Here is a 24,547-nt window from a genome sequence, read left to right as displayed (position 1 = left end):
CGCGGCGCCCGCCATTGTCCGGTCGGGGACAGGGCGGACGCCACGATCAGTTCCGTACGCCTTTGTACGGGACGACTGTTGGGGCCGGGCTCAGACCGTCAGCGCACGGTCCGTCGGACGGATCGGAGCCGGAAGCTCACTCGTCCCCGTCAGGAAGCGGTCCACACCGCGCGCCGCCGAGCGGCCCTCGGCGATCGCCCACACGATCAGCGACTGGCCACGGCCCGCGTCGCCCGCGACGAACACGCCGTTGACGTTCGTCGCGAAGTCCGCGTCCCGCGCGACGTTGCCCCGCTCGTCGAGCTCCAGGCCGAACTGCTCGACCAGGCCGTTCGCCTGGTCCGTGCCCGTGAAGCCCATCGCCAGGGTGACCAGCTGCGCCGGGATCCTGCGCTCGGTGCCCGGCTTCTGGGCCAGCTTGCCGTCGACGAACTCCACCTCGATGAGGTGCAGGTACTGGACGTTGCCGTCCTCGTCGCCCTCGAAGTGCGTCGTCGAGACGGAGTAGACCCGCTCGCCGCCCTCCTCGTGCGCCGAGGTGACCTTGTAGAGCATCGGGAAGGTCGGCCACGGCTGGCCCGCCGCACGCTCGTCGCCCGGCCGCGGCATGATCTCCAGCTGGGTGACGGAGGCCGCGCCCTGGCGGTGGGCCGTGCCCACGCAGTCCGCGCCCGTGTCGCCGCCGCCGATGACGACGACGTGCTTGCCCTCCGCGGTGATCGGCGGGGCCACGAAGTCGCCCTCCTGCACCTTGTTGGCGAGCGGCAGGTACTCCATCGCGAAGTGGATGCCGTTCAGCTCACGGCCCGGCACGGGCAGGTCGCGTGAGACGGTCGCACCGGCGGCGATGACCACCGCGTCGTAGCGCCGCCGCAGCTTCGCCGCGTCGATGTCGCGGCCGATCTCGACCTCGGTACGGAACTTGGTGCCCTCCGCGCGCATCTGCTCGATGCGGCGGTTGATGTGCACCTTCTCCATCTTGAACTCGGGGATGCCGTACCGCAGCAGTCCGCCGATGCGGTCCGCGCGCTCGTACACGGCGACGGTGTGACCCGCCCGGGTCAGCTGCTGGGCGGCGGCCAGGCCCGCCGGGCCCGAGCCGATGACGGCGACCGTCTTGCCGGAGAGACGGTCCGGCGCCTGCGGCCTGACGTCGCCCGTGTCCCAGGCCTTGTCGATGATGGAGACTTCGACGTTCTTGATGGTGACGGCGGGCTGGTTGATGCCGAGGACGCAGGCCGATTCGCACGGAGCGGGGCACAGACGGCCGGTGAACTCCGGGAAGTTGTTCGTGGCGTGCAGCCGCTCGGACGCCGCCTGCCAGTCCTCGCGGTAGGCGTAGTCGTTCCACTCGGGGATCAGGTTCCCGAGCGGACAGCCGTTGTGGCAGAACGGAATGCCGCAGTCCATGCAGCGTCCGGCCTGCTTGCTGATGATCGGCAGCAGCGAGCCCGGAACGTAGACCTCGTTCCAGTCCTTCAGCCGCTCGCCCACCGGACGGGTCTTGGCGACCTCACGGCCGGTGGTCAGGAAGCCCTTGGGGTCAGCCATTGGTCGCCGCCTCCATCATCTTCTCGGTGGTCTCCTGCTCGGAGAGACCGGCGAGCTCAGCGGCGTCCTTGGCGGCGAGCACTGCCTTGTACGTGGTCGGGATGATCTTGCTGAAGCGGTCCACCGCGACGGACCACTCGGCCAGCAGCTTCGACGCGACGGTCGAGCCCGTCTCCTCCTCGTGGCGGCGCACGACATCGTGCAGCCACTGCCTGTCGGACTCGTTGAGCGACTCGATCGCCTGCAGGTTCCCGGAGTTGACGTTGTCCCGGTCGAGGTCGATGACGTAGGCGACACCGCCGGACATGCCGGCCGCGAAGTTACGTCCCGTCTCGCCGAGGACCACCGCGTGACCGCCGGTCATGTACTCGCAGCCGTGGTCGCCCACGCCCTCCGAGACGACCGTGGCACCGGAGTTACGGACGCAGAAGCGCTCGCCGGTGCGGCCGCGCAGGAACAGCTCGCCGCCGGTCGCGCCGTACGCGATGGTGTTGCCCGCGATGGTGGAGTACTCGGCGAGATGGTCGGCGCCCCGGTCCGGGCGGACGACGACGCGGCCGCCGGAGAGGCCCTTGCCGACGTAGTCGTTGGCATCGCCCTCCAGCCGCAGCGTCACACCGCTCGGGAGGAACGCTCCGAAGGACTGGCCGGCCGAGCCGGTGAAGGTGATGTCGATGGTGTCGTCGGGCAGGCCCGCACCGCCGAACTTCCGCGTCACCTCGTAACCGAGCATCGTGCCGACGGTCCGGTTGATGTTGCGGATCGCGATCTGCGCGCGGACCGGCTGGGCGGCCTCGGCGGAGACCGCGTTCAGCGCCTCGGCGGCGAGCTCGATCAGCTCCTTGTCGAGGGCCTTCTCCAGACCGTGGTCCTGCTCGATCAGCTGGTGGCGCACGGCGCCGTCCGGCAGTTCGGGGACGTAGAAGAGGGGCTCGAGGTCGAGTCCCTGCGCCTTCCAGTGGTCCACGGCCCGGTCCGTGACGAGCAGTTCGGCGTGGCCGACAGCCTCCTCGATCGTACGGAAGCCCAGCTCGGCGAGGAGCTCGCGGACCTCCTGGGCGATGAACTCGAAGAAGTTGACGACGTACTCGGCCTTGCCGGAGAAGCGGTCGCGCAGCACCGGGTTCTGGGTGGCGATACCGACCGGGCAGGTGTCCAGGTGGCAGACGCGCATCATGACGCAGCCGGAGACGACGAGCGGCGCGGTCGCGAAACCGAACTCCTCGGCGCCGAGCAGCGCGGCGATGACGACGTCGCGGCCCGTCTTGAGCTGGCCGTCGGTCTGCACGACGATGCGGTCGCGCAGGCCGTTGAGCAGCAGGGTCTGCTGGGTCTCGGCGAGCCCGAGCTCCCAGGGACCGCCCGCGTGCTTCAGCGACGTGAGCGGGGATGCGCCCGTGCCGCCGTCGTGGCCGGAGATGAGGACGACGTCCGCGTGCGCCTTGGAGACACCCGCGGCGACCGTGCCGACACCGACCTCCGACACCAGCTTCACGTGGATACGCGCGAGCGGGTTGGCGTTCTTGAGGTCGTGGATCAGCTGAGCCAGGTCCTCGATGGAGTAGATGTCGTGGTGCGGCGGCGGGGAGATGAGGCCGACGCCCGGGGTGGAGTGCCGGGTCTTGGCGACCCACGGGTAGACCTTGTGGCCGGGCAGCTGGCCGCCCTCGCCGGGCTTGGCGCCCTGCGCCATCTTGATCTGGATGTCGTCCGCGTTGACCAGGTACTCGGAGGTCACACCGAAGCGGCCGGAGGCGACCTGCTTGATGGCGGAGCGGCGCTCCGGGTCGTACAGACGGTCCGCGTCCTCGCCGCCCTCACCGGTGTTGGACTTGCCGCCCAGCTGGTTCATGGCGATGGCGAGGGTCTCGTGGGCCTCGCGGGAGATGGATCCGTAGCTCATCGCGCCGGTGGAGAAGCGCTTGACGATGTCGCCGACCGGCTCGACCTCGTCGATGGAGATCGGCTGCCGGGTCTCGGACTTGAAGCCGAAGAGGCCGCGCAGCGTCATCAGCCGCTCGGACTGCTCGTTCACCCGGTCCGTGTACTTCTTGAAGATGTCGTACCGCTTGGTGCGCGTGGCGTGCTGCAGCCGGAAGACCGTCTCCGGGTCGAACAGGTGCGGCTCGCCCTCACGGCGCCACTGGTACTCGCCGCCGATGTCCAGCGCGCGGTGCGAGGCGGCGATGCCGGAGGCGGGGTAGGCCTTGGCGTGCCTGGCCGCGACCTCCTTGGCGACGACATCGAGACCGGCGCCGCCGATCTTCGTGGCGGTGCCGTTGAAGTACTTCTCGACGAAGGCCTCGTCGAGGCCGACGGCCTCGAAGACCTGCGCGCCGCGGTAGGAGGCGACGGTCGAGATGCCCATCTTGGACATGACCTTCAGAACGCCCTTGCCCAGCGCGTAGATCAGGTTGCGGATGGCCTGCTCGGGCTCCAGGCCCTCGATGAAGGTGCCGGCGCGGACCAGGTCCTCGACCGACTCCATCGCGAGGTACGGGTTGACGGCGGCAGCGCCGTAGCCGATGAGGAGCGCGACATGGTGCACCTCACGCACGTCACCGGCCTCGACCAGCAGGCCCACCTGAGTGCGCTGCTTGGTGCGGATGAGGTGGTGGTGCACGGCCGAGGTGAGCAGCAGCGAAGGGATCGGCGCGTGCTCGGCGTCGGAGTGCCGGTCGGACAGGACGATCAGCCGGGCGCCGTCCTCGATGGCCGCGTCGGCCTCGGCGCAGATCGCCTCGATACGGGCCGCGAGGGCGTCGCCGCCGCCGCTCACGCGGTAGAGGCCCGAGAGCGTCGCGGCGGTCATGCCGGGCATGTCGCCGTCGGCGTTGATGTGGATGAGCTTGGCCAGCTCGTCGTTGTCGATCACCGGGAAGGGCAGGGTGACGCTGCGGCAGGAGGCCGCGGTCGGCTCCAGGAGATTGCCCTGCGGGCCCAGCGAGGAGTGCAGCGAGGTGACGAGCTCCTCGCGGATGGCGTCCAGCGGCGGGTTGGTGACCTGCGCGAACAGCTGGGTGAAGTAGTCGAAGAGCAGCCGGGGGCGCTCGGACAGCGCCGCGATCGGCGAGTCCGTACCCATGGAGCCGAGCGGCTCGCCGCCGCTTCTGGCCATGGGCGCGAGGATGACGCGCAGCTCCTCCTCGGTGTAGCCGAAGGTCTGCTGGCGGCGGGTGACCGAGGCGTGGGTGTGGACGATGTGCTCGCGCTCGGGCAGGTCCTCGAGCTCGATCTCACCGGCCTCCAGCCACTCGCGGTACGGCTTCTCGGCGGCGAGCGAGGACTTGATCTCGTCGTCCTCGATGATGCGGTGCTCGGCGGTGTCGACGAGGAACATCTTGCCGGGCTGGAGGCGGCCCTTGCGGACGACCTTGGCCGGGTCGATGTCCAGGACGCCGACCTCGGAGGACAGGACCACGAGTCCGTCGTCGGTGACCCAGTAGCGGCCGGGGCGCAGTCCGTTGCGGTCCAGGACAGCGCCGACCTGGGTGCCGTCGGTGAAGGTGACACAGGCCGGGCCGTCCCAGGGCTCCATCATCGTGGAGTGGTACTGGTAGAAGGCGCGGCGGGCCGGGTCCATGGAGTCGTGGTTCTCCCACGCCTCGGGGACCATCATCAGCACCGAGTGGGGCAGGGAGCGGCCACCGAGGTGGAGGAGCTCCAGCACCTCGTCGAAGGAGGCGGAGTCGGAGGCGTCCGGCGTACAGACCGGGAAGATCCGCTCCAGCTTCTGAGCGCCGAAGAGGTCGGAGACGAGCTGCGACTCGCGGGCGCGCATCCAGTTGCGGTTGCCCTTGACCGTGTTGATCTCGCCGTTGTGCGCGACGAAGCGGTACGGGTGGGCCAGCGGCCAGCTCGGGAAGGTGTTCGTCGAGAAGCGCGAGTGGACGAGCGCGACGGCCGTGGCGCAGCGCCGGTCGGAGAGGTCCGGGAAGAAGGGCTCCAGCTGCCCGGTCGTGAGCATGCCCTTGTAGACGATCGTCCGGGCGGAGAGCGAGGGGAAGTAGACCCCGGCCTCGCGCTCGGCGCGCTTGCGCAGCACGAAGGCCTTGCGGTCGAGCTCGATGCCCTTGCTTGAGCCGTCGGCCACGAAGAGCTGGCGGAAGGCGGGCATGGTGGCGCGGGCGCCGCTGCCGAGGAGGTCCGGGGTGACGGGGACCTCGCGCCAGCCGAGGACGTTCAGGTCTTCTTCTGCGGCGATCGTCTCAATCCGTGAGACAGCGTCGTCGCTGTCCAGCGCGGGCAGGAAGGCGATGCCGACGGCGTAGGAGCCGGCCTCGGGGAGCTCGAAGTCGGTGGCCTCGCGAAGGAAGGCGTCCGGGACCTGGAGCAGGATGCCCGCGCCGTCGCCGGAGTCGGGCTCGGAGCCGGTGGCGCCGCGGTGCTCAAGATTCCGCAGGACGGTCAGCGCCTGTTCTACCAGCTCATGGCTGGCAACACCGGTGAGGGTGGCCACGAACCCGACGCCGCATGCGTCGTGTTCGTTACGGGGGTCGTACATCCCCTGAGGGGCGGGGCGACCGTCCATGGGCGACCAGGCGTCGGAACGCATCGGCTCTCCCGTCGTCGTCGTGGCATGTTCACTGCCGAGGGACGACGTTGGCCCTCTGCGAAATTTCGTGCAGGTTACATGATGGAGTGCTTCTCGGAAAGTGGATAGGTCATTCCAACATGCGGACACCGCCCAAGGCGGTGGAGGTGGGTCACACACGGACAGATCGGTGTCAGTGGACCCGTCGCAGAGCAGGCTTCATTGCCCGCAGCGCCTACGGCTCATGCCCGGTGGTTAAGGACTCGAAACCGCGGAGTAACGGCAACTTATGTAGCGCCATGCATAGTGTCGCACCTGCGGCGGTTTTCGTAGAGGGCGTACGTCACAAACTTTCGGCCCGCGAGCGCGGTGGCGCACGCGGGCCGGGTGGTGGCGGAGGAGCGGGTGGGGGCCGAGGAGCTGGGCGCGTCAGATTGCCGCGCCGAGGAGCGCGCCGAGTCCGTAGGTGACGGCGGCGGCCGCTCCGCCCAGGACCAGCTGGCGCAGTCCGCTGTACCACCAGTTGCGCGCGGTGACGCGGGCCACGAGGGCGCCGCAGGCGAAGAGCCCGACGAGCGCGAGCAGCAGCGCGGGCCACAGGGCACTGGCTCCGAGCAGGTAGGGCAGCACGGGCAGCAGCGCGCCCAGGGCGAACGAGCCGAAGGACGAGACCGCGGCGACGGTCGGCGACGGGAGGTCGTCCGGGTCGATGCCGAGCTCCTCGCGGGCGTGGATCTCCAGCGCCTGCTCGGGGTCCCTGGAGAGCTGCATCGCCACCTCGCGGGCGAGTGCGGGCTCGACGCCACGGGCGACGTAGAGGGCGGCGAGCTCCTCCATCTCGTCGACGGGGTGCCCCAGCAACTCCCGCCGCTCGACGTCGAGTTCGGCCTCCACGAGCTCGCGCTGCGAGGCGACGGAGGTGTACTCGCCGGCCGCCATGGAGAACGCGCCGGCGGCGAGACCCGCGAGACCGGTGATGACGATGGTCTGCTGGGACACGGCACTGCCGGCCACACCGGTCATGAGGGCGAGGTTGGACACGAGTCCGTCCATCGCGCCGAAGACCGCGGGTCGCAGCCAGCCGCCGTTGACGTCACGGTGGGTGTGGTTGTCGCGGTGCGCCGCGTGAAGCGTCGCCTCGGTTTCGATGATGGACACAGTTCTCCCCTTTTCCGGCAGCGGACTTGATGGTCCGTGCCCCCTCCGACACCCTCGAAAATACGCACGATGTAAGGGCTGCGCCAGCAAGGCAGGCCGTACTTACCTGGACGCCGGCGGGTGACATCGAGCGGGTGACAGGGATGTTTCTCAGACTCGTCGCGCGCCGCGCGTGGCACAGATGCAGGAACAGGCTCGGTGCGCGCGAAAGGGGCCCGCCCCATGGAGTTGATTGCATGCAATCCCGTTGATCCGGCCGGTAAGGCCTCGCTTCTGCGGGATCGGGCCTGTGGTGCACTGCTGGGCCTCGCGGTGGGCGATGCGCTCGGTGCACCCGCCGAGAACATGCGGCCGTCCGAGATCCGCCGCAGATGGGGGCGTATCGAGGGCTTCGTGAGCGATGACCCGGCGGGCACGGACGACACGGAGTACGCGATCTTCTCGGGCCTGCTGCTGGCGCGGCACGGCTCGGCGCTGACCGTCGCGCATGTCGAGAACGCGTGGCACCACTGGATCGCGGATCTGGACGAAGGCCCGTTCCGGGGTGCGGGTTTCAGTGAACGCGGCACCCTGGAGAATCTCAGGCGCGGACTCGCCGCCCCCATCTCGGCCCAGCACCGGCACGCATGGAGCGACGGCCTGGCGATGCGGGCGGCGCCGTTCGGGGTCTTCGCGGCGGGCCACCCGGCGGAGGCGGCGCGACTCGTCGCGATCGACGGCTGCGTCAGCCACGACGGCGAGGGCATCTACGGCGGCCAGGCGGTGGCGGCGGGTGTGGCGGCCGCGATGGCGGGCGGCGGTCCGGCCTCGGTGATCGGCGCCGCGCTGTCCGTCGTCCCCATGGACTCCTGGACGGCCCGCTCTCTGCGCCGCGCGGTGGTGGCGGCCCAGCGCACCCACGCGGACACCCTGTCGATGGAACGCTCCGTCCGCTCGGCGGTGGTGATCGGCGGCTACCCGTGGACGGACCTGGCCCCGGAGGCGGTGGGGCTGGCCTTCGGCGCGTTCGCGGCGGCCCGCGGAGACTTCCGTACGTCGGTCCTGACCGCGGTCAACATGGGCCGCGACGCGGACACAACGGCAGCGGTGGCGGGCGCCCTGGCCGGCGCCCTGTCGGGAGCCTCGGCGATCCCCCCGGCGTGGTCCTCGGCGATCGGCCCGGTCCGCGGGAGCTGCCTCCCGTCGATGAGGGGCTACCACGTCCTGGACATCGCGGAACTCCTGACGCCGGACGACGACACCCAGGTGACGCGATGACCGCGGAGGGAGGGCCACCGGCCGCGGGCGACCTGGGCGGCACGGGCTGCGGCCCGACTCCGGCGGCCGGGCCTGGCGGCTCCTGCGGTCCGACTGCGGGAGCCGGGCCCGGCGGCTCCGGCGGTACGACGGCCCCGGCCGGTCCGCCGGGCCCAGGTGAAGCGCGATGCGACGCCGCGGCCGGGCGGGGCGGCTCCGGCGGTACGTCGGCCCTTGCAGGTCCGCACAGCGCGGCCACAGCGCCCACCGTGGACGACCCCGCCCGCCCGCGCAGCGGGCAGAGCGCCACCACCCCGGCCCACGCGGGGGGAGCGCCGAGCACCAACAGCGGGCCTGGGGGCCCGCCCCCAGACTCGGGCACAGGCGGGATCAGCCCACTCCGCTCGCGCGAAGCGCCTGGCAGCGCCTCCGGCCGGGCACCGGCAGCCCTGGAAGCTCTCCGCTCGGTCGCCGCATCGCCCGCGCCCGCGGACACCGCAGTCCGTTCGCCCGAATCGGCGAGCAGCGAACCGGCGGGCCCGGCAGGTCTGCAGGCCCTGCGCGAAGCACCGGGCGACGCCCCGGCCCCCTCGCACGGAGCGGCGAGCACCCGTCGGGGGGCTGGGGGCCTGCCGGCCCGCGCGGCGGAGGCGCAGATGTCGCAGCCGGGAAGGGGCAGGGTGAGGGAAAGGCCCCCGGCACGGCCCATCGAAGGGCTGATCCTCGGGCTGGCCGCCGGGGACGCCGCCGGGTGGCCCGCCGCCCGGCACCGGGCCGCGCGGATGCCTGAGTGGACCCGGCGGCTCACCCGTGAGCTCGACACCTTCGCCGAGCAGAACGCCACCACCACCCTCCCCGTACCCATCGCCCTCAACCAGCCTCCCGAACCCCTCCGCCTCGGCCCCTCCGACGACGCCGAATGGGCCGCCTTCGCCGCCGAGACCGTGCTCACCGCCGCCGGGGACCTCTTCGCCGGGCTCGCCCCCGGGCGCCGGATGCGGGCCGCCGTCGATCTCGCCTGGAACTCGCTCGCCAGCGAGGTCGCCGCGGCCGCCGACCGCGCCCCCGAGGTCGAGTCCGCCGTGCTCCCCCTCCGCGCCCGTATCTCCGTACGCGCGGGACTCGGCAATCTCGCAACGGGACTGCGTCCGCCCGCCACCGGCCACGACAACCCGCACTACTTCGACGACGCCGCCTGCGTACGCGCCGCGGTCCTCGCCGTCGTCCACCCCGGGGACCCGGCCGCAGCCGCCGAACTCGCCGAGTTCGACGCGCGCTACAGCCAGGACGGCGACGGAGTGCACGGCGCCCGCGCCATGGCCGCGGCCGTCGCCGCCGCGCTCGGCGGGGCGAGCGTCGACGCCGCCGTCGACGCCGCACTCGCCGAGCTCCCCGACGCCACCGAGATCGGCCGCAACGCCCACCACGCCGTCAAGCTCGCCCGCGACTCGACGGGCGCCTTCGAACTCGTGCCCCTTCTGGAGCACCAGATCGTCGACCACGTCTACAGCTACGGCATCGCCGCCGCCGAGACCGTCCCCGTCTCCCTCGCCCTGGCCGTCGCCGCCCGCGGCCGCGTTGCCGAGGCCGTGCCCGCCGCCGCCTGTCTGTCGCGCGTGGCCGACTCCGCCCCCGCTCTCGTCGGCGCGCTGACCGGCGCGCTCGGCGGCGGTGACTCTGTCCCCGCCACCTGGCGCGACGCCTGCCGGACCCTCGCCGGCTGCGCCCTCCCCCGCCTCGCCGGGACGGATCTCGTCGAACTCGCCGGGCTGCTCGCACACACGGAACTGACCGCCCCGGGGGGACAATTCCGACATGACGACGACACTCGAGACGCTCACACTCGATGACCGGATCACGGGCAGCCTGATCGGCGCGGCGGTCGGTGACGCGCTCGGCGGCCCGGTCGAGGGCTACTCCCCCGAGCAGATCGTGGAGCGGCACGGCGGCCGCGTCCATGGCATCGTCGGCCCGTGGCACGGCGACGAATGGCGCACCGCCCGCCCCATCGCGCCGTACCACAAGGGCGACGGGCACATCACCGACGACACCCTCATGACGCACGCACTGGTCCGTGTCTACGCGACCGTCCGCGACCACCTCGACGCGTACGCAGTCGCCGACCAGCTGGTCCCCGATCTGATCTCGACCCCCCGCTGGATCCCTGAGCTGGAGGCGGAGGCACTGCCCCTGCACCGCGTGTTCCTGGCCGAGAAGTGGATGGTGACCCGCCTGCACTACGGCCACAACGACCCGCGCGAGGCAGGCGTCGGCAACATCGTCAACTGCGGCGCAGCGATGTACATGGCTCCGGTGGGCCTGGTCAACGCGGCCCATCCGACGGCTGCCTACGCCGAGGCCGTCGACATCGCCGGCGCCCACCAGTCCTCCTACGGCCGCGAGGCGGCGGGCGTCTTCGCCGCGGCGGTCGCGGCGGCCTGCCTCCCGGACGCCACCCCCACCACGGTGATCGACACCGCGCTCGCCCTCGCCAAGGACGGTACGCAGGCGGCGATCGAGGCGGTCGCCGAAGTCGCCGCCCAGCACTCGGACTTCGAGTCGGCACTGGCTCCGCTGCGCGCCGCCGTCGCCCCCTTCGACACGGTCGGCCCGGACTACCGCTCCCCCTCCCTCGCCGCCCGCCGCCCCTCGCGGCTGCACTCCATCGAGGAACTGCCCATCGCCCTGGGCATGCTGCTGGCCGTCGGCGGCGACTACCGCCATACGGTCCTCGGCGCCGTCAACTACGGGCGCGACTGCGACTCGATCGCCTCCATGGCCGGTGCGATCGCGGGCGCGCTCCACGGGGAGTCCGCGGTGCCGAGCCACTGGGCGAAGACGGTGGCCGAAGCCAGCCGTATCGACCTGCACGCCCCGGCGCGGGAGCTGGCCGCGGTCGCCCGGGAGATCTTCACCCGTGACCGCGAGCGCCGCCGCGCCCACGAGTCGGCGTTCGTCCGCCTGACGGACCTGCCATGACGGGCCTGCGCCTCACCTGGGTCCAGCCGGAGGACCTGGTCGGCCACGAACTGCGCCAGGCGGAGGAGGACGGCCGTGATGCGCGGGACATCCGCAGCCGCTGGCTCCGGGCGGGCGGCCCCCTGGCCCCGCCCCGCGCCGGAGCGTCCCCCACCCCCGCGCCCCCGCACCTGCGCGCCCTGGCGCACGAGCTCCTGGACGAACTGGCCCTGCTTCCTTCTCCGTTGACGGAGTACGAGCCCACACCCCTGACGCTGATCACCGCTGCCTGCCCCGCCTGGCCCGCCCCGCCCGCGAACCGTCCCACCCCCAGCGGCCCGGACGCACTCCACGCCGCCTGGCTCGGCCGCGCCGTCGGCTGTCTGCTCGGCAAGCCCGTCGAAAAGCTCCCGCTCGACGGCATCCGTGCCCTCGCCCGCGCCACCGGCAACTGGCCCCTCACCACCTGGTTCACCGCCAAGGGCCTCCCCCCTGAACTCGCCGCCGCCCACCCCTGGAACCGCCGGTCCGCCGCCACCTCGCTCGCCGAGAACATCGACGGCATGCCCGAGGACGACGACCTCAACTACCCCCTGCTGAACCTCCTTCTCCTCCAGCGCCACGGAAAAGCGTTCACCACCGCCGAGCTCGCACAGCTGTGGCTCGACGAACTCCCGGCCGGCCGTACCTTCACCGCCGAGCGCATCGCGTACCGCAATCTCCTCTCCGGCGTCGAACCCCCGCTCACCGGCGCCCGCCGCAACCCCTTCCGGGAGTGGATCGGCGCCGCCATCCGTGCCGACATCCACGGCTGGACGCACCCCGGCGACCCCGCGGCCGCCGCCGCGCAGGCCCACCGCGACGCCTGCCTCACCCACACCGCGAACGGCGTCTACGGTGCGATGTTCATCGCCGCCGCCCTGGCCACCGCGGCCGGGGGCACAGCCGGTGTGCACGACGCCCTCGCGGCCGGGCTCACCGTCGTTCCCCCGCGCTCCCGCCTGTCACGGGCCGTCCGGTTCGGCATCGACACCGCCCGCGCCGAACCGGACTTCGACACCGTCGTGGACCATCTCCACGCCGCGCTCGGCCACTACCACTGGGTCCACGCCGTCCCCAACGCCGCCCTCCTCGCGGCCGCCCTCACCCACGCAGACGGCGACTTCAGCGGCTCCATCTGCCGTGCTGTCTCCGGCGGATGGGACACCGACTCCAACGGCGCGACCGCCGGGTCCCTCGCGGGCCTGCTCACCGGCAGCCCCGACGCGATCCCCGGCCGCTGGACCGCCCCGCTCAAGAACCGTCTCGCCACCTCCGTCGCCGGTTTCGACGGCATCGGCTTCGACACCCTCGCCCACCTCACTCACCAGGAGGTACTCCGCCCATGACCGTCATCGCGGTGCTCGGCAGCACCAACATGGACCTCGTGGCCTACGTCGCCAACGCACCCAAGCGCGGGGAGACCGTCACGGGACGGGAGTTCCGCACGATCCCCGGCGGCAAGGGCGCCAACCAGGCCGTGGCCGCCGCCCGCGCAGGCGGCGAAGTCGCCATGATCGGCGCGGTCGGCTCGGACGAGTTCGGCGGGCGCCTGCGGCACACCCTCGTCTCCTCCGGCGTCGACACCGATCTCCTGCGCACCGCCGAGGGCCCCTCCGGCACCGCCCATATCGTCGTCGACGACGAGGGCGGCAATTCGATCGTCGTGATCCCCGGCGCGAACGGCACCGTCACCTCCCTCGCCCCCGGCGACGAGGCCCTCATCGCCACCGCCGACACGCTGCTCCTCCAGCTCGAACTCCCCCTCAGTGCCGTGCTCGACGGCGCCGAAGCCGCACGCCGCCACGGTGTACGGACCGTGCTCACCCCTTCCCCCGCCCAGCCCCTGCCTCCCGAACTGCTCGCCGCCACCGACCTGTTGGTGCCCAACGAGCACGAGGCGGCCACGCTCACCGGTGTCGCCGACCCGCACGCCGCGGCCGAGGCCCTGCTGCGCCAGGTCCCCGAGGTGGTGATCACCCTCGGCTCGGCGGGCTGCCTGTACGCGAGCCGGGGAACGGCGCCCTTCACCGTCCCCGCCCCCAAGGTCACCGCCGTCGACACCACCGGCGCCGGTGACACCTTCGTCGGCGCGCTCGCCGTCGCGCTCGGCGAGGGCAAACCCGTGGATCACGCCCTCGCCTGGGCGTCCGCGGCCGCCGCCCTGTGCGTCCAGCGCCCCGGAGCCTCCACCTCCATGCCGTACCGCCCCGAGATCGACGCCTCATGACCGCCCAGCCGAAGCCGCCGGCTCCCTCCCCCCTTCAGGGGCTGCGCGTCCTCGACCTGGCCACTCTCTTCGCGGGCCCGCTCGCCGCCACCATGCTCGGCGACTTCGGCGCGGAGGTCATCAAGGTCGAGCACCCCACCCGGCCCGACCCCTCCCGGGGCCATGGCCCCGACAAGGACGGCGTCGGCCTGTGGTGGAAGCTGCTCGGCCGCAACAAGCGCACCGTCACCCTCGATCTGTCCACCCCCGGCGGCCGCACGACCCTCCTTCGCCTCGCGACCACCGCCGATGTCATCATCGAGAACTTCCGCCCCGGCACCCTGGAGAAATGGCAGCTCGGCTGGGACGAGCTGAGCAGTGCCAACCCCCGTGTCGTCCTGACCCGCGTCACCGGCTTCGGGCAGTTCGGCCCCTACTCCCACCGCCCCGGCTTCGGCACCCTCGCCGAGGCGATGAGCGGCTTCGCCTCCATCACGGGCGAGCCCGACGGTCCGCCCACCCTTCCTCCGTTCGGCCTCGCCGACTCGATCGCCGCGCTCGCCACCTCGTACGCCGTCATGACCGCACTCGCCGCCCGCACCGCCACGGGCCGTGGCCAGGTCGTCGACATGGCGATCATCGAGCCGATCCTGACGGTCCTCGGCCCGCAGCCGCTCTGGTTCGACCAGCTCGGTTATGTACAGACCCGCACCGGCAACCGCTCCCGCAACAACGCCCCCCGCAACACCTACCGCACCGCCGACGGCTCCTGGCTGGCCGTGTCCACCTCCGCGCAGTCCATCGCCGAACGCGTCATGCATCTCGTCGGCCGCCCGGATCTGATCGACGAGCCGTGGTTCGGCACCGGCAGCGGACGCGCCGAGCACGGCGACGTACTCGACGAGGCGGTCGGCGGCTGGATCGCCCGGCGCAGCCGCGCCGAGGCCATGGCCGCCTTCGAGAAGGCCGAAGCCGCTATCGCCCCGATCTACGACGTCCGGGACGTCATGGAAGACCCCCAGTACCAGGCGCTGGACACCATCACGGAGGTCCCCGACCCCGAGCTCGGCCCGCTCCGTATGCAGAACGTCCTCTTCCGGCTCTCCGAGACCCCCGGCGCCATCCGCTGGGCGGGCCGCCCGCACGGCGCCGACACGGATGCCGTCCTCACCGAACTCGGCCTGTCCCGGGCCGATATCGCCGCACTCCGCACCCAGGGCGCCCTATGACCACCCCGCTCACCTATCTGTACGCACCCGGAGACCGCCCCGAAGTCGTGCACAAGGCACTCGCCTCCGGCGCCGACGTGGTGATCGTCGACCTCGAGGACGCCGTGGCCCCCGACCGCAAGGAATACGCGCTGGCCGCCACCGCCGAACTTCTCGCTTCCCCCCCAGAGGCTTCCTGTCCATGTCCGCATCAACACCCCCCATGACATCGAGGCCCTTATCGCGCTTCCGGGCCTCTGTGCTCTGCGTATTCCCAAGGTCGCACACGCCACTGACATCCGGCGGATCGCGGCCCGCGCACCGGGCGTCCCCCTGTATCCGCTGCTCGAATCGGCTCTCGCCATCGAGCACGCGTACGCGATCGCCACCGCCCATCCGGCCGTCCACGGCATCGCCATCGGCGAGGCCGACCTCCGCGCGGACCTCGGGGTGCGGGACGGCACCTCCCTGGACTGGCCGCGCACCCGCATCGTGGTCGCCGCCCGCGCGGCCGGTCTCGCGCCCCCGGCCCAGTCCGTCTTCCCCGACATCCGCGACCTCGACGCCCTCTACGCCTCCTGCACCCACGGCCGCGCCCTCGGCTTCCTGGGCCGGGCAGCCATCCACCCCCGCCAACTCCCCGTCATCGAGCGGGCGTTCCGCCCGACGCCCGAGGAGATCGAGGCGGCGGAGGAGATCGTCAAGGCGGCCGCGACGGAAGGAGGCGCGCTCGCCCTGCCCGACGGCCGCTTCGTCGACGCGGCGATCGTGGCCGCGGCGCAGCGGACACTGGCTCTCGCCCGCCGCGAGGGTTCATGGACATGGAGTTCCTGAAAGCGACGAGGCCGCCGGAACCTTTCGGTCCCGGCGGCCTCGTCGCGCGCTTTCCCCGCTGTCAGCCCTTCTTGGCCGACTCCGCGTCGGCGGAAGCCGCGTCGGCGTCCGCGTCCGCCTCAGCCTTCTCGTCACCGTCCGCGGGGTCGCGGTCCCCGGCGTCGCCGTCCGCATCGTCATCGGCGGGAGCGTCGTCGTCGCTCGGAGCCTCATCAGCGGCGACAGGAGCGTTCTTCGCGGGCCTCTCCGGCTCGACGACCTCCTCGCGCCCCGGCCGCACCCTCGCCGAGATCACGATGTAGGTCACCGCCAGCACGAAGACAACGATCGATGTCCACACATTCAGGCGCAGTCCCAGCACGTGGTGTGCCTCGTCGACGCGCATGTACTCGATCCAGGCCCGGCCCACGCAGTACGACGCGACATACAGCGCGAACGCCCGGCCGTGTCCCAGCTTGAAGCGGCGGTCGGCCCAGATGACCAGCAGCGCGACGCCGATGCACCACAGCGACTCGTACAGGAAGGTCGGGTGGTACAGGCCCGCCTCGCGGTTCGTACCCTCGGTGATCTTGAGGGCCCAGGGCAGGTCGGTCTTCTTGCCGTACAGCTCCTGGTTGAACCAGTTGCCCCAGCGGCCGATCGCCTGCGCGAACGCGATGGCGGGTGCGAGAGCGTCCGCCCAGGCCGGCAGAGGGATCCCGCGGCGGCGGCAGCCGATCCAGGCACCGACCGCGCCCAGGGCGATCGCGCCCCAGATGCCGAGGCCGCCCTCCCAGATCTTGAAGGCGTCGACCCAGTTCTCACCCTCGCTGAAGTACAGCTGGTAGTCGGTGATCACGTGGTAGAGCCGGCCTCCGACGAGGCCGAAGGGCACCGCCCAGACGGCGATGTCGGCCACGGTGCCGGCTTTGCCGCCCCGGGCGATCCAGCGCTTGTTGCCGTACCAGACGGCCACGAAGACGCCGATGATGATGCAGAACGCGTAGCCGCGCAGCGGGAGCGGTCCGAGATGGATCACTCCGGTCGACGGGCTGGGAATGTAGGCAAGTTCCATGGCAGGACCGACGCTACCCTGCCGGGTGGGACGTACGGCAACCCACCCGGCAACGTCTGGATAACGAGCCCCGCCCGTGTCGCGGCAGATCCCGGGGGCCGCGACCGGTCAGGAAGCGGGAGCGCTCGGCGCCGGTGTGGACCGCTGGGTGCCCGGCTTCTTGCCCTTGTTCGCCTCGGCGACCCACTTCTTCAGGTTGGCCTGGGAGATCTGCTCGCCGCCCTTGTCCGGGAAGACCTTCTCCCCGTTGAGCAGCACGGTCGGCGTGCCGGTGAAGCCGCTGTTGCTGAACGCGGTGGCCGACTTCTGAACCCAGGTGTCGTGTGTGCCGTCCTCCACGCAGGAGCGGAAGGCGGGGGTGTCGAGGCCCTCGACCTTGCCGGCGAGCTCGATCAGCCTGCTGTTCTCGCCGAAGCCGTCCTGCGTCTCGGGCGGCTGGTTCTGGTAGAGGACATCGTGGTACGCATCGAACTTGCCGACGTCCTGCGCGCAGGCCGCGGCGTTCGCCGCGCGCAGCGAGCCACTGCCGCCCAGGTTCCCGTCGATGATGGTGGCGAGGTGGTACTGGACCTTGACCTGGCCTGTCGCCTCCAGGTCGTGGATGGTGTCCCGGAAGGCGTTCTCGAACTGGGCGCAGACCGGGCAGCGGAAGTCCTCCCACACCGTGAGCGTCGAGGGGGCGTCGCTCGCGCCCACCGGGATGGCGAGCTGGTCCTTGCCCTGCGCGCCCGCGGGCGCCTGCGCCGGACCGGCGTCGGAGCCGCCGTCGTTCTTCCCGGAATTGGCCGCGATCACCCCGATCACGGCGGCGAGGCCGAGGACGCCCACCACCGCGGCCGAGACGATCAGCAGCCGCCGGCGCTTCTCACGCGCCTTCTCCTGCTCGCGTTCCTGCTGGATCCGCTCTCGCGCGGTCCGCTTCCGTTCCTGGTTCTTCTCGCTCACATCCCACAAACGAACCGGGGAGGCGCTGCACGCCTCCCCGGTCCCAGATCCACTCGTACGAGCTACGCGCCCCTGCGCACGCCCTTGGCGAGCTCGGCAGCCAGTTCCCGTACCGCGACCAGGCCCTCGGCGTCGTCCGGTGCGTCGAGGAGCCGCTTGACGAAAGCGGACCCGACGATGACGCCGTCGGCGAAGGAGGCGACCTCGGCGGCCTGCTCGGGGTTGGAGACCCCGAGGCCCACGCAGACCGGCAGCTCGGTGGTTGCGCGGGTGCGCCGCACCAGGTCCTGGGCCTGTGCGCCCACGGACTCCCGGGTGCCGGTGACGCCCATCAGCGAGGCCGCGTACACAAAGCCGGAACCGGCCGCCGTGATCTTCGCGAGCCGGGCGTCCTGGCTGCTGGGCGCGACGACGAAGACCGTGGCGAGGCCGTGCTTCTCGGCGTGCTCCCGCCACACACCGGACTCCTCGACGGGCAGGTCGGGCAGGATGCAGCCTGCGCCGCCCGCCTCGGCGAGCTCGGTGGTGAATCGCTCGATGCCGTACCGGTCGATCGGATTCCAGTACGTCATGACGAGGACCGGCTTCCCGGTGGCCTCGTGCGCCTCGCGGACCGTACGCATCACATCGGCGATCTTGACTCCGCCGCGCAGGGCGATGTCGTCGGCGGTCTGGATGACGGGGCCGTCGAGGACGGGGTCGCTGTGCGGCAGCCCGACCTCGACGACATCCGCGCCGCCGTCGAGGGCTGCCTTGACCGCCGCGATCCCGCCGTCGACGGTCGGGAAGCCGGCCGGGAGGTACGCGATGAGCGCGGCCCGGTTCTCGTTCCTGGCCTGCGCCAGGGTGTCGTTCAACAGCTCAATGTTGCCGCTCACTTCGCGTCCCCCTCGCCGTCGTACAGCCCGAAGTAGCGGGCGGCGGTGTCCATGTCCTTGTCGCCGCGCCCGGACAGGTTGACCAGGATCAGCCCGTCCCTGCCCAGCTCCTTGCCGAGTTCCAGCGCTCCGGCCAGCGCGTGCGCCGACTCGATCGCCGGGATGATGCCCTCGGTGCGCGACAGCAGCCGCAGTGACTGCATGGCCTCGTCGTCGGTCACCGCGCGATACTCGGCGCGCCCGCTGTCCTTGAGGTAGGAGTGCTCGGGGCCGATGCCCGGGTAGTCGAGTCCGGCCGAGATCGAGTACGGCTCGGTGATCTGGCCCTCCTCGTCCTGCAGGACGTACGACCTCGAGCCGTGCAGGATGCCCGGCTCGCCCGCGGTCAGGGTGGCCGCGTGCTCCCCCGACTCGATGCCGTGGCCTGCGGGCTCGCAGCCGACGAGACGGACATCCGCGTCGGGGAGGAAGGCGTGGAACAGGCCGATCGCGTTCGATCCGCCGCCGACACAGGCGACGGCCGCGTCCGGCAGGCGTCCCGCCCGCTGAAGGATCTGGCGGCGGGCCTCCACACCGATGACGCGGTGGAAGTCCCGGACCATCGCGGGGAAGGGGTGCGGTCCTGCGACCGTGCCGAAGAGGTAGTGCGTACGGTCCACATTGGCGACCCAGTCGCGGAACGCCTCGTTGATGGCGTCCTTCAGGGTCCTGCTGCCCGAGGTCACGGGGATGACCTCGGCTCCGAGCATCCGCATCCGGGCCACGTTCAGGGCCTGGCGCTGGGTGTCGATCTCGCCCATGTAGATCGTGCACTCGAGGCCGAAGAGCGCGCAGGCGGTCGCGGTGGCGACGCCGTGCTGGCCCGCGCCGGTCTCGGCGATGACACGGGTCTTGCCCATCCGCTTGGTGAGCAGCGCCTGGCCCAGCACGTTGTTGATCTTGTGCGAGCCGGTGTGGTTGAGGTCCTCCCGCTTGAGGAAGACCCGCGCGCCACCGGCGTGCTCGGCGAACCGGGGCACCTCGGTCAGCGCGCTGGGGCGGCCCGTGTAGTTGACCATCAGGTCATTGAGCTCGGCGGCGAAGGCGGGGTCGGCCTTGGCTTTGTCGTACTCGACGGAGACCTCGTCGACGGCGGCGACGAGGGCCTCGGGGATGAACTTGCCGCCGAAGGCACCGAAGTAGCCCTGGGGGCTGGGGACGTGACCCTCCGGGTCCGGGATGAAGAAGTCGCTGGACATGTGCGACATGCTCCTTGTCAGGGCTGATGCCCCAGAAGTCTGGTGTGCAGGGACACGGTATGCGCGCGCGTCCGGGGTGACCCCTTGCCGTAACCGGGGCTCCGCCCCGGCCCCCGCGCCTCAATCGCCGGCGGGGCTGAATTCTTCAGCCCGTCCGGCGTTTGAGGACACGCGCGAAGCGCGTACGGGGTCTGGGGCGGAGCCCCAGTTCGGGAAGGGGCGGGTCGGGGAACGAGCCCCGCGCAGCGGCACCGCCTAGCGCGCGCAGGCCCCGCGCCATCGCATGCCGTTGACCTGGCCCGGCTCCGAGCCGATCACGTACCGCACCCGGCGGCCGTGCACCCGGCGAGCCGGGGCCCGGCAGCCGCGCGGCTTGCAGCCCCGGGCGAGCGGCGCATGCGGGTCGCGTGCGGGCAGTCCGGCGCGCGCACCGGCCAGCCCCGGGCGGCGGCCCGGTGTGGTCGGTCGGCAGGCGCGGCGGACGGTCATCCTCGGCTCAGCTCCGCCCGTGCCGCAGGGCGGGGTGGGCTCCGGCGGCGACCAGGTCGGCGACCGCCGACTTGGGGTCACGGCCGGTGACCAGGGACTCACCGACGAGAACGGCGTCGGCACCGGCGTTGGCGTAGGCGATCAGGTCGTGCGGACCGCGCACACCGGACTCGGCGATCTTGACGATGTGCGCCGGGATCTCGGGGGCGACCCGCTCGAAGGTGGAGCGGTCGACCTGGAGCGTCTTCAGATCGCGGGCGTTGACACCGATGATCTTCGCTCCGGCCTCGACCGCGCGCTCGACCTCGTCCTCGTCGTGGACCTCGACCAGCGGGGTGAGCCCGATGGACTCCGCGCGCTCGATCAGCGAGACCAGGGCCTCCTGCTCGAGCGCGGCGACGATCAGCAGCACGAGGTCGGCGCCGTACGCCCTGGCCTCCCACAGCTGGTACGCCGTGACGATGAAGTCCTTGCGCAGCAAGGGGATGTCGACCTTGGCGCGGACTGCTTCGAGGTCGGCGAGGGATCCTCCGAAGCGGCGCTGCTCGGTCAGTACGGAGATGATGGCCGCGCCGCCCGCCTCGTAGTCGGCGGCGAGTCCGGCCGGGTCGGCGATCGCGGCGAGCGCGCCCTTCGACGGGCTGGAGCGCTTGACCTCGCAGATCACATGGACGCCCTCGCCGCGCAGCGCGGCGACGCCGTCCTTGGCCGCAGGAGCCTTGGCGGCGCGCTCCTTGAGCTCGTCGAGGCTCACGCGCGCCTGCCGCTCTGCGAGGTCCGCGCGCACGCCTTCGATGATCTCGTCGAGCACACTCACGCGAGCGGCCCCCTTCCGGGACGGTGATGATGGTTCAGGATCAGCCATCTCGATGGTATCCGCAGCACGGCTCCGGGCTCGCATCCGGTTGACGTCTGTCCCACTACCTGGGACTTCGGTGAGCGATCAGGGAGCGAGGGCGGAGCCGAATGGAAGGTTCCGGACCACGCTGAAGATCAGCAGCACACCGCCGAACGTCCACCACCAGACGGGAGAGACGGCGATCCGCATGGGTTTGCCGCGTACGGCGCGAATCAGCCAGATCACCCACACCACGGCGAAGATTCCGTAGCCCGCGACGGCCATGGCGTTGGAGCCGAGCGCGCCGCTCAGATCGCCGTGGATGAAAGCGTGCGCGCTGCGGAGCCCGCCGCAGCCGGGGCAGTAGATGCCGGTGAGGCGCAGCAGCGGGCAGACCGGATAGTGGCCCGGCTCGTTGGGATCGACCGTGCCGACGTACGCGAAGGCCGCGGCGACCCCGGCGAGGGTCGCCAGGGGCGTGGCCAGGCGCCGCGCGAGCGGTGCCGGGCCGGGTGCGGGTCCGGCGGAGAAGGGCGAGGAAGGCATGGCGTCCACCCCGTGATTCTGCCCGTTCGTACGGGAAGGCGCAGCCCGGCTGTGCCGGGCTGCGCCTTCCTCGTTCAGCTGTGGTGTGCCGGTCTCAGGCGGAGGTCTGCACGGTGGCGGGCTGCGCGGTGGCCGTGGCCGTGGCCGGCTGCGTCCTGGCCCGCACCTGCGCCTCGGTCTCCTTCGGCATGCCCAGGCCCGCGGCCTTCATGGCGGCACCGACGATGCCGCCGAGGAAGACGACGGCGATGCCGCCCCAGAAGCCGACCGGGTTGGCCGCCACCATGAAGACGCCTGCGATGCAGAAACCGATGAAGGCGATGGTGACACCGGTCCAGGCGGCCGGGGTGTGTCCGTGGCTGCTGCCCGCCATGAGTTTGCTCCTCGTCGCTGATGCTCTGGGGTGGTTGCGCTGTGGTGAGCCGAAGCTCGTCTCTCATTGTCCCGTACGCCACGGCATGCGATGACGTGGGGTGTCTCACGCTGAGGCTCTGTCCGGGCGATCTTGCCGGGCTCGCGTGCCCTGGCACGGCACTCCCGCGTAGCCCTTCGGACACGGGAGGTACCCCCACGCTGCGTTGTCGTCAGTCGCCTACGCTCCGCGTGGGCTCCATCCTCCGCCTTGCGATGCACCGCACCAGACCCCGCTCACTGATCCGGCCTGATCGACCGGACAGCCTAGCGGGTCGGGTCCTCGCCACGGTCCAGGGCCTTCCACAGGTCCTCGGGACGGTCCGGGTCCACGACCGCGGCCTTGCGGGGCCGGGGGGTGCCGTCGCGCTCGTAGCGGCCCGACATGGCCGGCCACTGCTTGCCGTACCGCAGCGCGAGCAGGCCCGCGAGCAGGATCAGCAGGCTGCCTGCCACGGCCACATAGGGCCAGGCGGTGTGGGTGAGGGCGTCGACCGTGGCAGCCGTGTCGCCGGTCGTCCTCGCCGCCTTCTCGTCGAGGGCCGCGCTGTCGGAGGCCCCGAGGAAGGAGGCGAGCGCCGCGCCCGCGCCGCTGAGGGCGAGCAGGGCGGCGACCAGCAGCCGGCCGGCGCGGCGGACCGCGAAGACGGCCACGAGGGCGGCCAGGCCGACGATGGCGAGGGCCGTCGGGACGCCGGTGACATCGCTGCCTTCGGCGTTGAGCGGCAGGGTGCCGCCGCCGACTGCGGCCCGGCCCTCGGCCCAGATCCGGCCGGAGGAGAGCAGCACGACGGTGGCGCCGACGGCGCCGAGGAGCAGGGCCACGGCGAGGCTGCGCCGGCTGCTGTCGGCGGCGGATGCGGCTGCGGCGCGGGGCTGGGGTACGGGTACAGCACTCACATACCCCACTATCCCTTACCGCCCGTTCACCTGGTGAGGCGGTTCGCTGTATGGACGGCCCGAAGCACCGCGGCCGCCTTGTTGCGGCACTCGGTGTCCTCGCCCACCGGATCCGAATCGGCCACGACACCGGCTCCGGCCTGCACGAATGCCGTGCCGTCACGCAGCAGCGCGGTGCGGATGGCGATCGCGGTGTCGGAGTCGCCCGCGAAGTCGAGATAGCCGACGCAGCCGCCGTACAGTCCGCGGCGCGAGGGCTCCAGCTCGTCGATGATCTGCATCGCACGGGGCTTGGGGGCGCCGGAGAGCGTGCCCGCGGGGAAGCAGGCGGTGAGCACGTCGAAGGCGGTACGGCCTTCGGCGACCCGGCCCGTCACGGTGGAGACGATGTGCATGACGTGGGAGTACCGCTCGATCGTCATGAAGTCGACGACCTCGACGCTGCCGGGCTCGCAGACCCGGCCCAGGTCGTTGCGGCCGAGGTCGACGAGCATCAGGTGCTCGGCGCGCTCCTTCGGGTCGGCCATGAGCTCATCGGCCAGTGCCTGGTCCTCCTGCGGGGTCGTGCCGCGCGGCCGGGTCCCGGCGATCGGGTGGACCATGGCGTGCCCGTCCTCGACCTTGACCAGGGCCTCGGGGCTGGAGCCGACGACGTCGAAGCCGTCGAAGCGGAAGAGGTACATGTACGGGCTGGGATTGGTGGCCCGCAGGACCCGGTAGACGTCCAGCGCGCTTGCGCTGCACGGGGTTTCGAAGCGCTGGGAGGGCACGACCTGGAAGGCCTCGCCGGCCCGGATGCGCTCCTTGATGTCCTCGACGGCGTCCTGGTAGTCCTTGCCGCCCCACGGCACGGTGAACTCGGGCAGTTCGGAGGGGGGCAGCGCGGCGGGAGCGGAGGCGAGCGGCCGGGCGAGGTCGTCCTCCATGGCGTCGAGGCGGGCGACGGCGTCCGCGTAGGCCTCGTCGACGCCGGTGTCGAGGTCGTTGTGGTTGATCGCGTTGGCGATCAACAGGACGGTGCCGTCCCAGTGGTCGAGTACGGCGAGATCCGAGGTGAGCAGCATGGTCAGCTCGGGGAGCCTCAGGTCGTCGCGCTCGCCGGGGCCGATCTTCTCCAGCCTGCGGACGACGTCGTATCCGAGATAGCCGACCATGCCGCCGGTGAAGGGCGGCATGCCGGACGCGAGGTCGCGCGGGGTGTGCAGCGTCTCGACGGTGGTGCGCAGGGCCCGCAGCGGGTCGCCGTCGACGGGGACGCCGACCGGCGGGGTGCCGAGCCAGTGGGTCGAGCCTTCGCGTTCGGTGAGGGTCGCGGCGGAGCGTACGCCGATGAAGGAGTAGCGCGACCAGGAGCGGCCGTTCTCGGCGGATTCGAGGAGGAAGGTCCCGGGCCGCTCGGCGGCGAGCTTGCGGTAGAGCCCGACCGGAGTGTCGCCGTCCGCGAGGAGGCGGCGGCTGACGGGGATGACACGGCGGTCGGCGGCCAGCTTGCGGAAGGTCTCGAGATCCATGGCGCCCGAC

19 protein-coding genes and 1 pseudogene are annotated in these 24,547 nt (G+C 71.7%); 7 read left to right on the top strand and 13 right to left on the bottom strand.

Going from position 1 to position 24,547, the window contains the following annotated elements:
• Nucleotides 1-90: 90 nt before the first annotated feature.
• From OHA61_RS29605 to OHA61_RS29595, 3 genes are all read right to left on the bottom strand, one after another.
• Nucleotides 91-1,551 carry a glutamate synthase subunit beta gene (locus OHA61_RS29605; RefSeq protein ID WP_406305588.1) on the bottom strand — a complete coding sequence of 487 codons (1,461 nt, stop codon included), beginning with the start codon at nucleotides 1,549-1,551 and terminating at the stop codon, nucleotides 91-93.
• Nucleotides 1,544-6,106: a glutamate synthase large subunit gene (gene gltB / locus OHA61_RS29600; RefSeq protein WP_406305587.1), complete on the bottom strand. Its 4,563-nt coding sequence runs from the start codon at nucleotides 6,104-6,106 to the stop codon at nucleotides 1,544-1,546. The genes OHA61_RS29605 and gltB overlap by 8 nt, the downstream gene beginning before the upstream one ends.
• Nucleotides 6,107-6,514: 408 nt before the next feature.
• Nucleotides 6,515-7,243 (bottom strand): VIT1/CCC1 transporter family protein, encoded by a 729-nt coding sequence (locus tag OHA61_RS29595; RefSeq protein ID WP_406305586.1) that lies wholly within the window; start codon nucleotides 7,241-7,243, stop codon nucleotides 6,515-6,517.
• A 222-nt stretch (nucleotides 7,244-7,465) separates the two neighbouring features.
• On the opposite strand from OHA61_RS29595, the gene OHA61_RS29590 reads away from it, so the two are divergent.
• From OHA61_RS29590 to OHA61_RS29560, 7 genes and pseudogenes are all read left to right on the top strand, one after another.
• The gene (locus tag OHA61_RS29590; RefSeq protein ID WP_406305585.1) at nucleotides 7,466-8,500 is read left to right on the top strand and encodes an ADP-ribosylglycohydrolase family protein; all 1,035 of its coding nucleotides are present in this window, start codon (nucleotides 7,466-7,468) and stop codon (nucleotides 8,498-8,500) included.
• Nucleotides 8,501-9,135: 635 nt separating this feature from the next.
• A complete protein-coding gene (locus OHA61_RS29585) occupies nucleotides 9,136-10,329 on the top strand; it encodes an ADP-ribosylglycohydrolase family protein (RefSeq protein ID WP_406305584.1) in 1,194 nt (397 codons plus the stop codon).
• Complete coding sequence (locus tag OHA61_RS29580; RefSeq protein ID WP_406305583.1) at nucleotides 10,295-11,458, top strand: ADP-ribosylglycohydrolase family protein; 1,164 nt, start codon at nucleotides 10,295-10,297, stop codon at nucleotides 11,456-11,458. The genes OHA61_RS29585 and OHA61_RS29580 overlap by 35 nt, the downstream gene beginning before the upstream one ends.
• Nucleotides 11,455-12,825, top strand: a complete 1,371-nt coding sequence (locus OHA61_RS29575; RefSeq protein WP_406305582.1) for an ADP-ribosylglycohydrolase family protein — start codon at nucleotides 11,455-11,457, stop codon at nucleotides 12,823-12,825. The genes OHA61_RS29580 and OHA61_RS29575 overlap by 4 nt, the downstream gene beginning before the upstream one ends.
• A complete protein-coding gene (rbsK, locus tag OHA61_RS29570; protein WP_406305581.1) occupies nucleotides 12,822-13,706 on the top strand; it encodes a ribokinase in 885 nt (294 codons plus the stop codon). The genes OHA61_RS29575 and rbsK overlap by 4 nt, the downstream gene beginning before the upstream one ends.
• Entirely contained in the window at nucleotides 13,703-14,914 is a 1,212-nt protein-coding gene (locus OHA61_RS29565; RefSeq protein ID WP_406305580.1) for a CaiB/BaiF CoA transferase family protein, read from the top strand. The genes rbsK and OHA61_RS29565 overlap by 4 nt, the downstream gene beginning before the upstream one ends.
• Nucleotides 14,911-15,727: pseudogene (locus OHA61_RS29560) on the top strand (HpcH/HpaI aldolase/citrate lyase family protein). Before OHA61_RS29565 ends, OHA61_RS29560 begins: the two are co-directional and overlap by 4 nt.
• Before the next feature lie 61 nt (nucleotides 15,728-15,788).
• Here OHA61_RS29560 and lgt read toward each other — a convergent pair.
• From lgt to OHA61_RS29510, 10 genes are all read right to left on the bottom strand, one after another.
• Nucleotides 15,789-16,781 carry a prolipoprotein diacylglyceryl transferase gene (gene lgt, locus OHA61_RS29555; RefSeq protein WP_406305579.1) on the bottom strand — a complete coding sequence of 331 codons (993 nt, stop codon included), beginning with the start codon at nucleotides 16,779-16,781 and terminating at the stop codon, nucleotides 15,789-15,791.
• Nucleotides 16,782-16,889: 108 nt separating this feature from the next.
• On the bottom strand, nucleotides 16,890-17,726 hold the full coding sequence (locus OHA61_RS29550) for a DsbA family protein (RefSeq protein ID WP_406305578.1): 837 nt from the start codon (nucleotides 17,724-17,726) through the stop codon (nucleotides 16,890-16,892).
• Between the two features lie 62 nt (nucleotides 17,727-17,788).
• On the bottom strand, nucleotides 17,789-18,604 hold the full coding sequence (trpA, locus tag OHA61_RS29545; protein ID WP_324985671.1) for a tryptophan synthase subunit alpha: 816 nt from the start codon (nucleotides 18,602-18,604) through the stop codon (nucleotides 17,789-17,791).
• Nucleotides 18,601-19,842 carry a tryptophan synthase subunit beta gene (trpB, locus tag OHA61_RS29540; protein ID WP_361911647.1) on the bottom strand — a complete coding sequence of 414 codons (1,242 nt, stop codon included), beginning with the start codon at nucleotides 19,840-19,842 and terminating at the stop codon, nucleotides 18,601-18,603. The genes trpA and trpB overlap by 4 nt, the downstream gene beginning before the upstream one ends.
• 255 nt (nucleotides 19,843-20,097) lie before the next feature.
• Nucleotides 20,098-20,331, bottom strand: a complete 234-nt coding sequence (gene trpM, locus OHA61_RS29535) for a tryptophan biosynthesis modulator TrpM (RefSeq protein ID WP_328678848.1) — start codon at nucleotides 20,329-20,331, stop codon at nucleotides 20,098-20,100.
• A 7-nt stretch (nucleotides 20,332-20,338) separates the two neighbouring features.
• Entirely contained in the window at nucleotides 20,339-21,148 is an 810-nt protein-coding gene (gene trpC / locus OHA61_RS29530; RefSeq protein ID WP_266477427.1) for an indole-3-glycerol phosphate synthase TrpC, read from the bottom strand.
• Between the two features lie 126 nt (nucleotides 21,149-21,274).
• Nucleotides 21,275-21,715, bottom strand: coding sequence for a DUF2752 domain-containing protein (locus OHA61_RS29525; protein WP_406307520.1), 441 nt, complete (start codon nucleotides 21,713-21,715; stop codon nucleotides 21,275-21,277).
• Between the two features lie 94 nt (nucleotides 21,716-21,809).
• On the bottom strand, nucleotides 21,810-22,088 hold the full coding sequence (locus tag OHA61_RS29520) for an HGxxPAAW family protein (RefSeq protein WP_406305577.1): 279 nt from the start codon (nucleotides 22,086-22,088) through the stop codon (nucleotides 21,810-21,812).
• Nucleotides 22,089-22,393: 305 nt separating this feature from the next.
• A complete protein-coding gene (locus OHA61_RS29515) occupies nucleotides 22,394-23,035 on the bottom strand; it encodes a TIGR02234 family membrane protein (RefSeq protein WP_406305576.1) in 642 nt (213 codons plus the stop codon).
• A 17-nt stretch (nucleotides 23,036-23,052) separates the two neighbouring features.
• The gene (locus OHA61_RS29510) at nucleotides 23,053-24,537 is read right to left on the bottom strand and encodes an anthranilate synthase component I (protein ID WP_406305575.1); all 1,485 of its coding nucleotides are present in this window, start codon (nucleotides 24,535-24,537) and stop codon (nucleotides 23,053-23,055) included.
• Between the last annotated feature and the right edge of the window lie 10 nt (nucleotides 24,538-24,547).

Origin of the sequence: Streptomyces sp. NBC_00885 (assembly GCF_045207475.1) — a bacterium.
Classification (GTDB): Bacteria; Actinomycetota; Actinomycetes; order Streptomycetales; family Streptomycetaceae; genus Streptomyces.
This window is presented reverse-complemented; position numbering and strand designations above follow the sequence as displayed.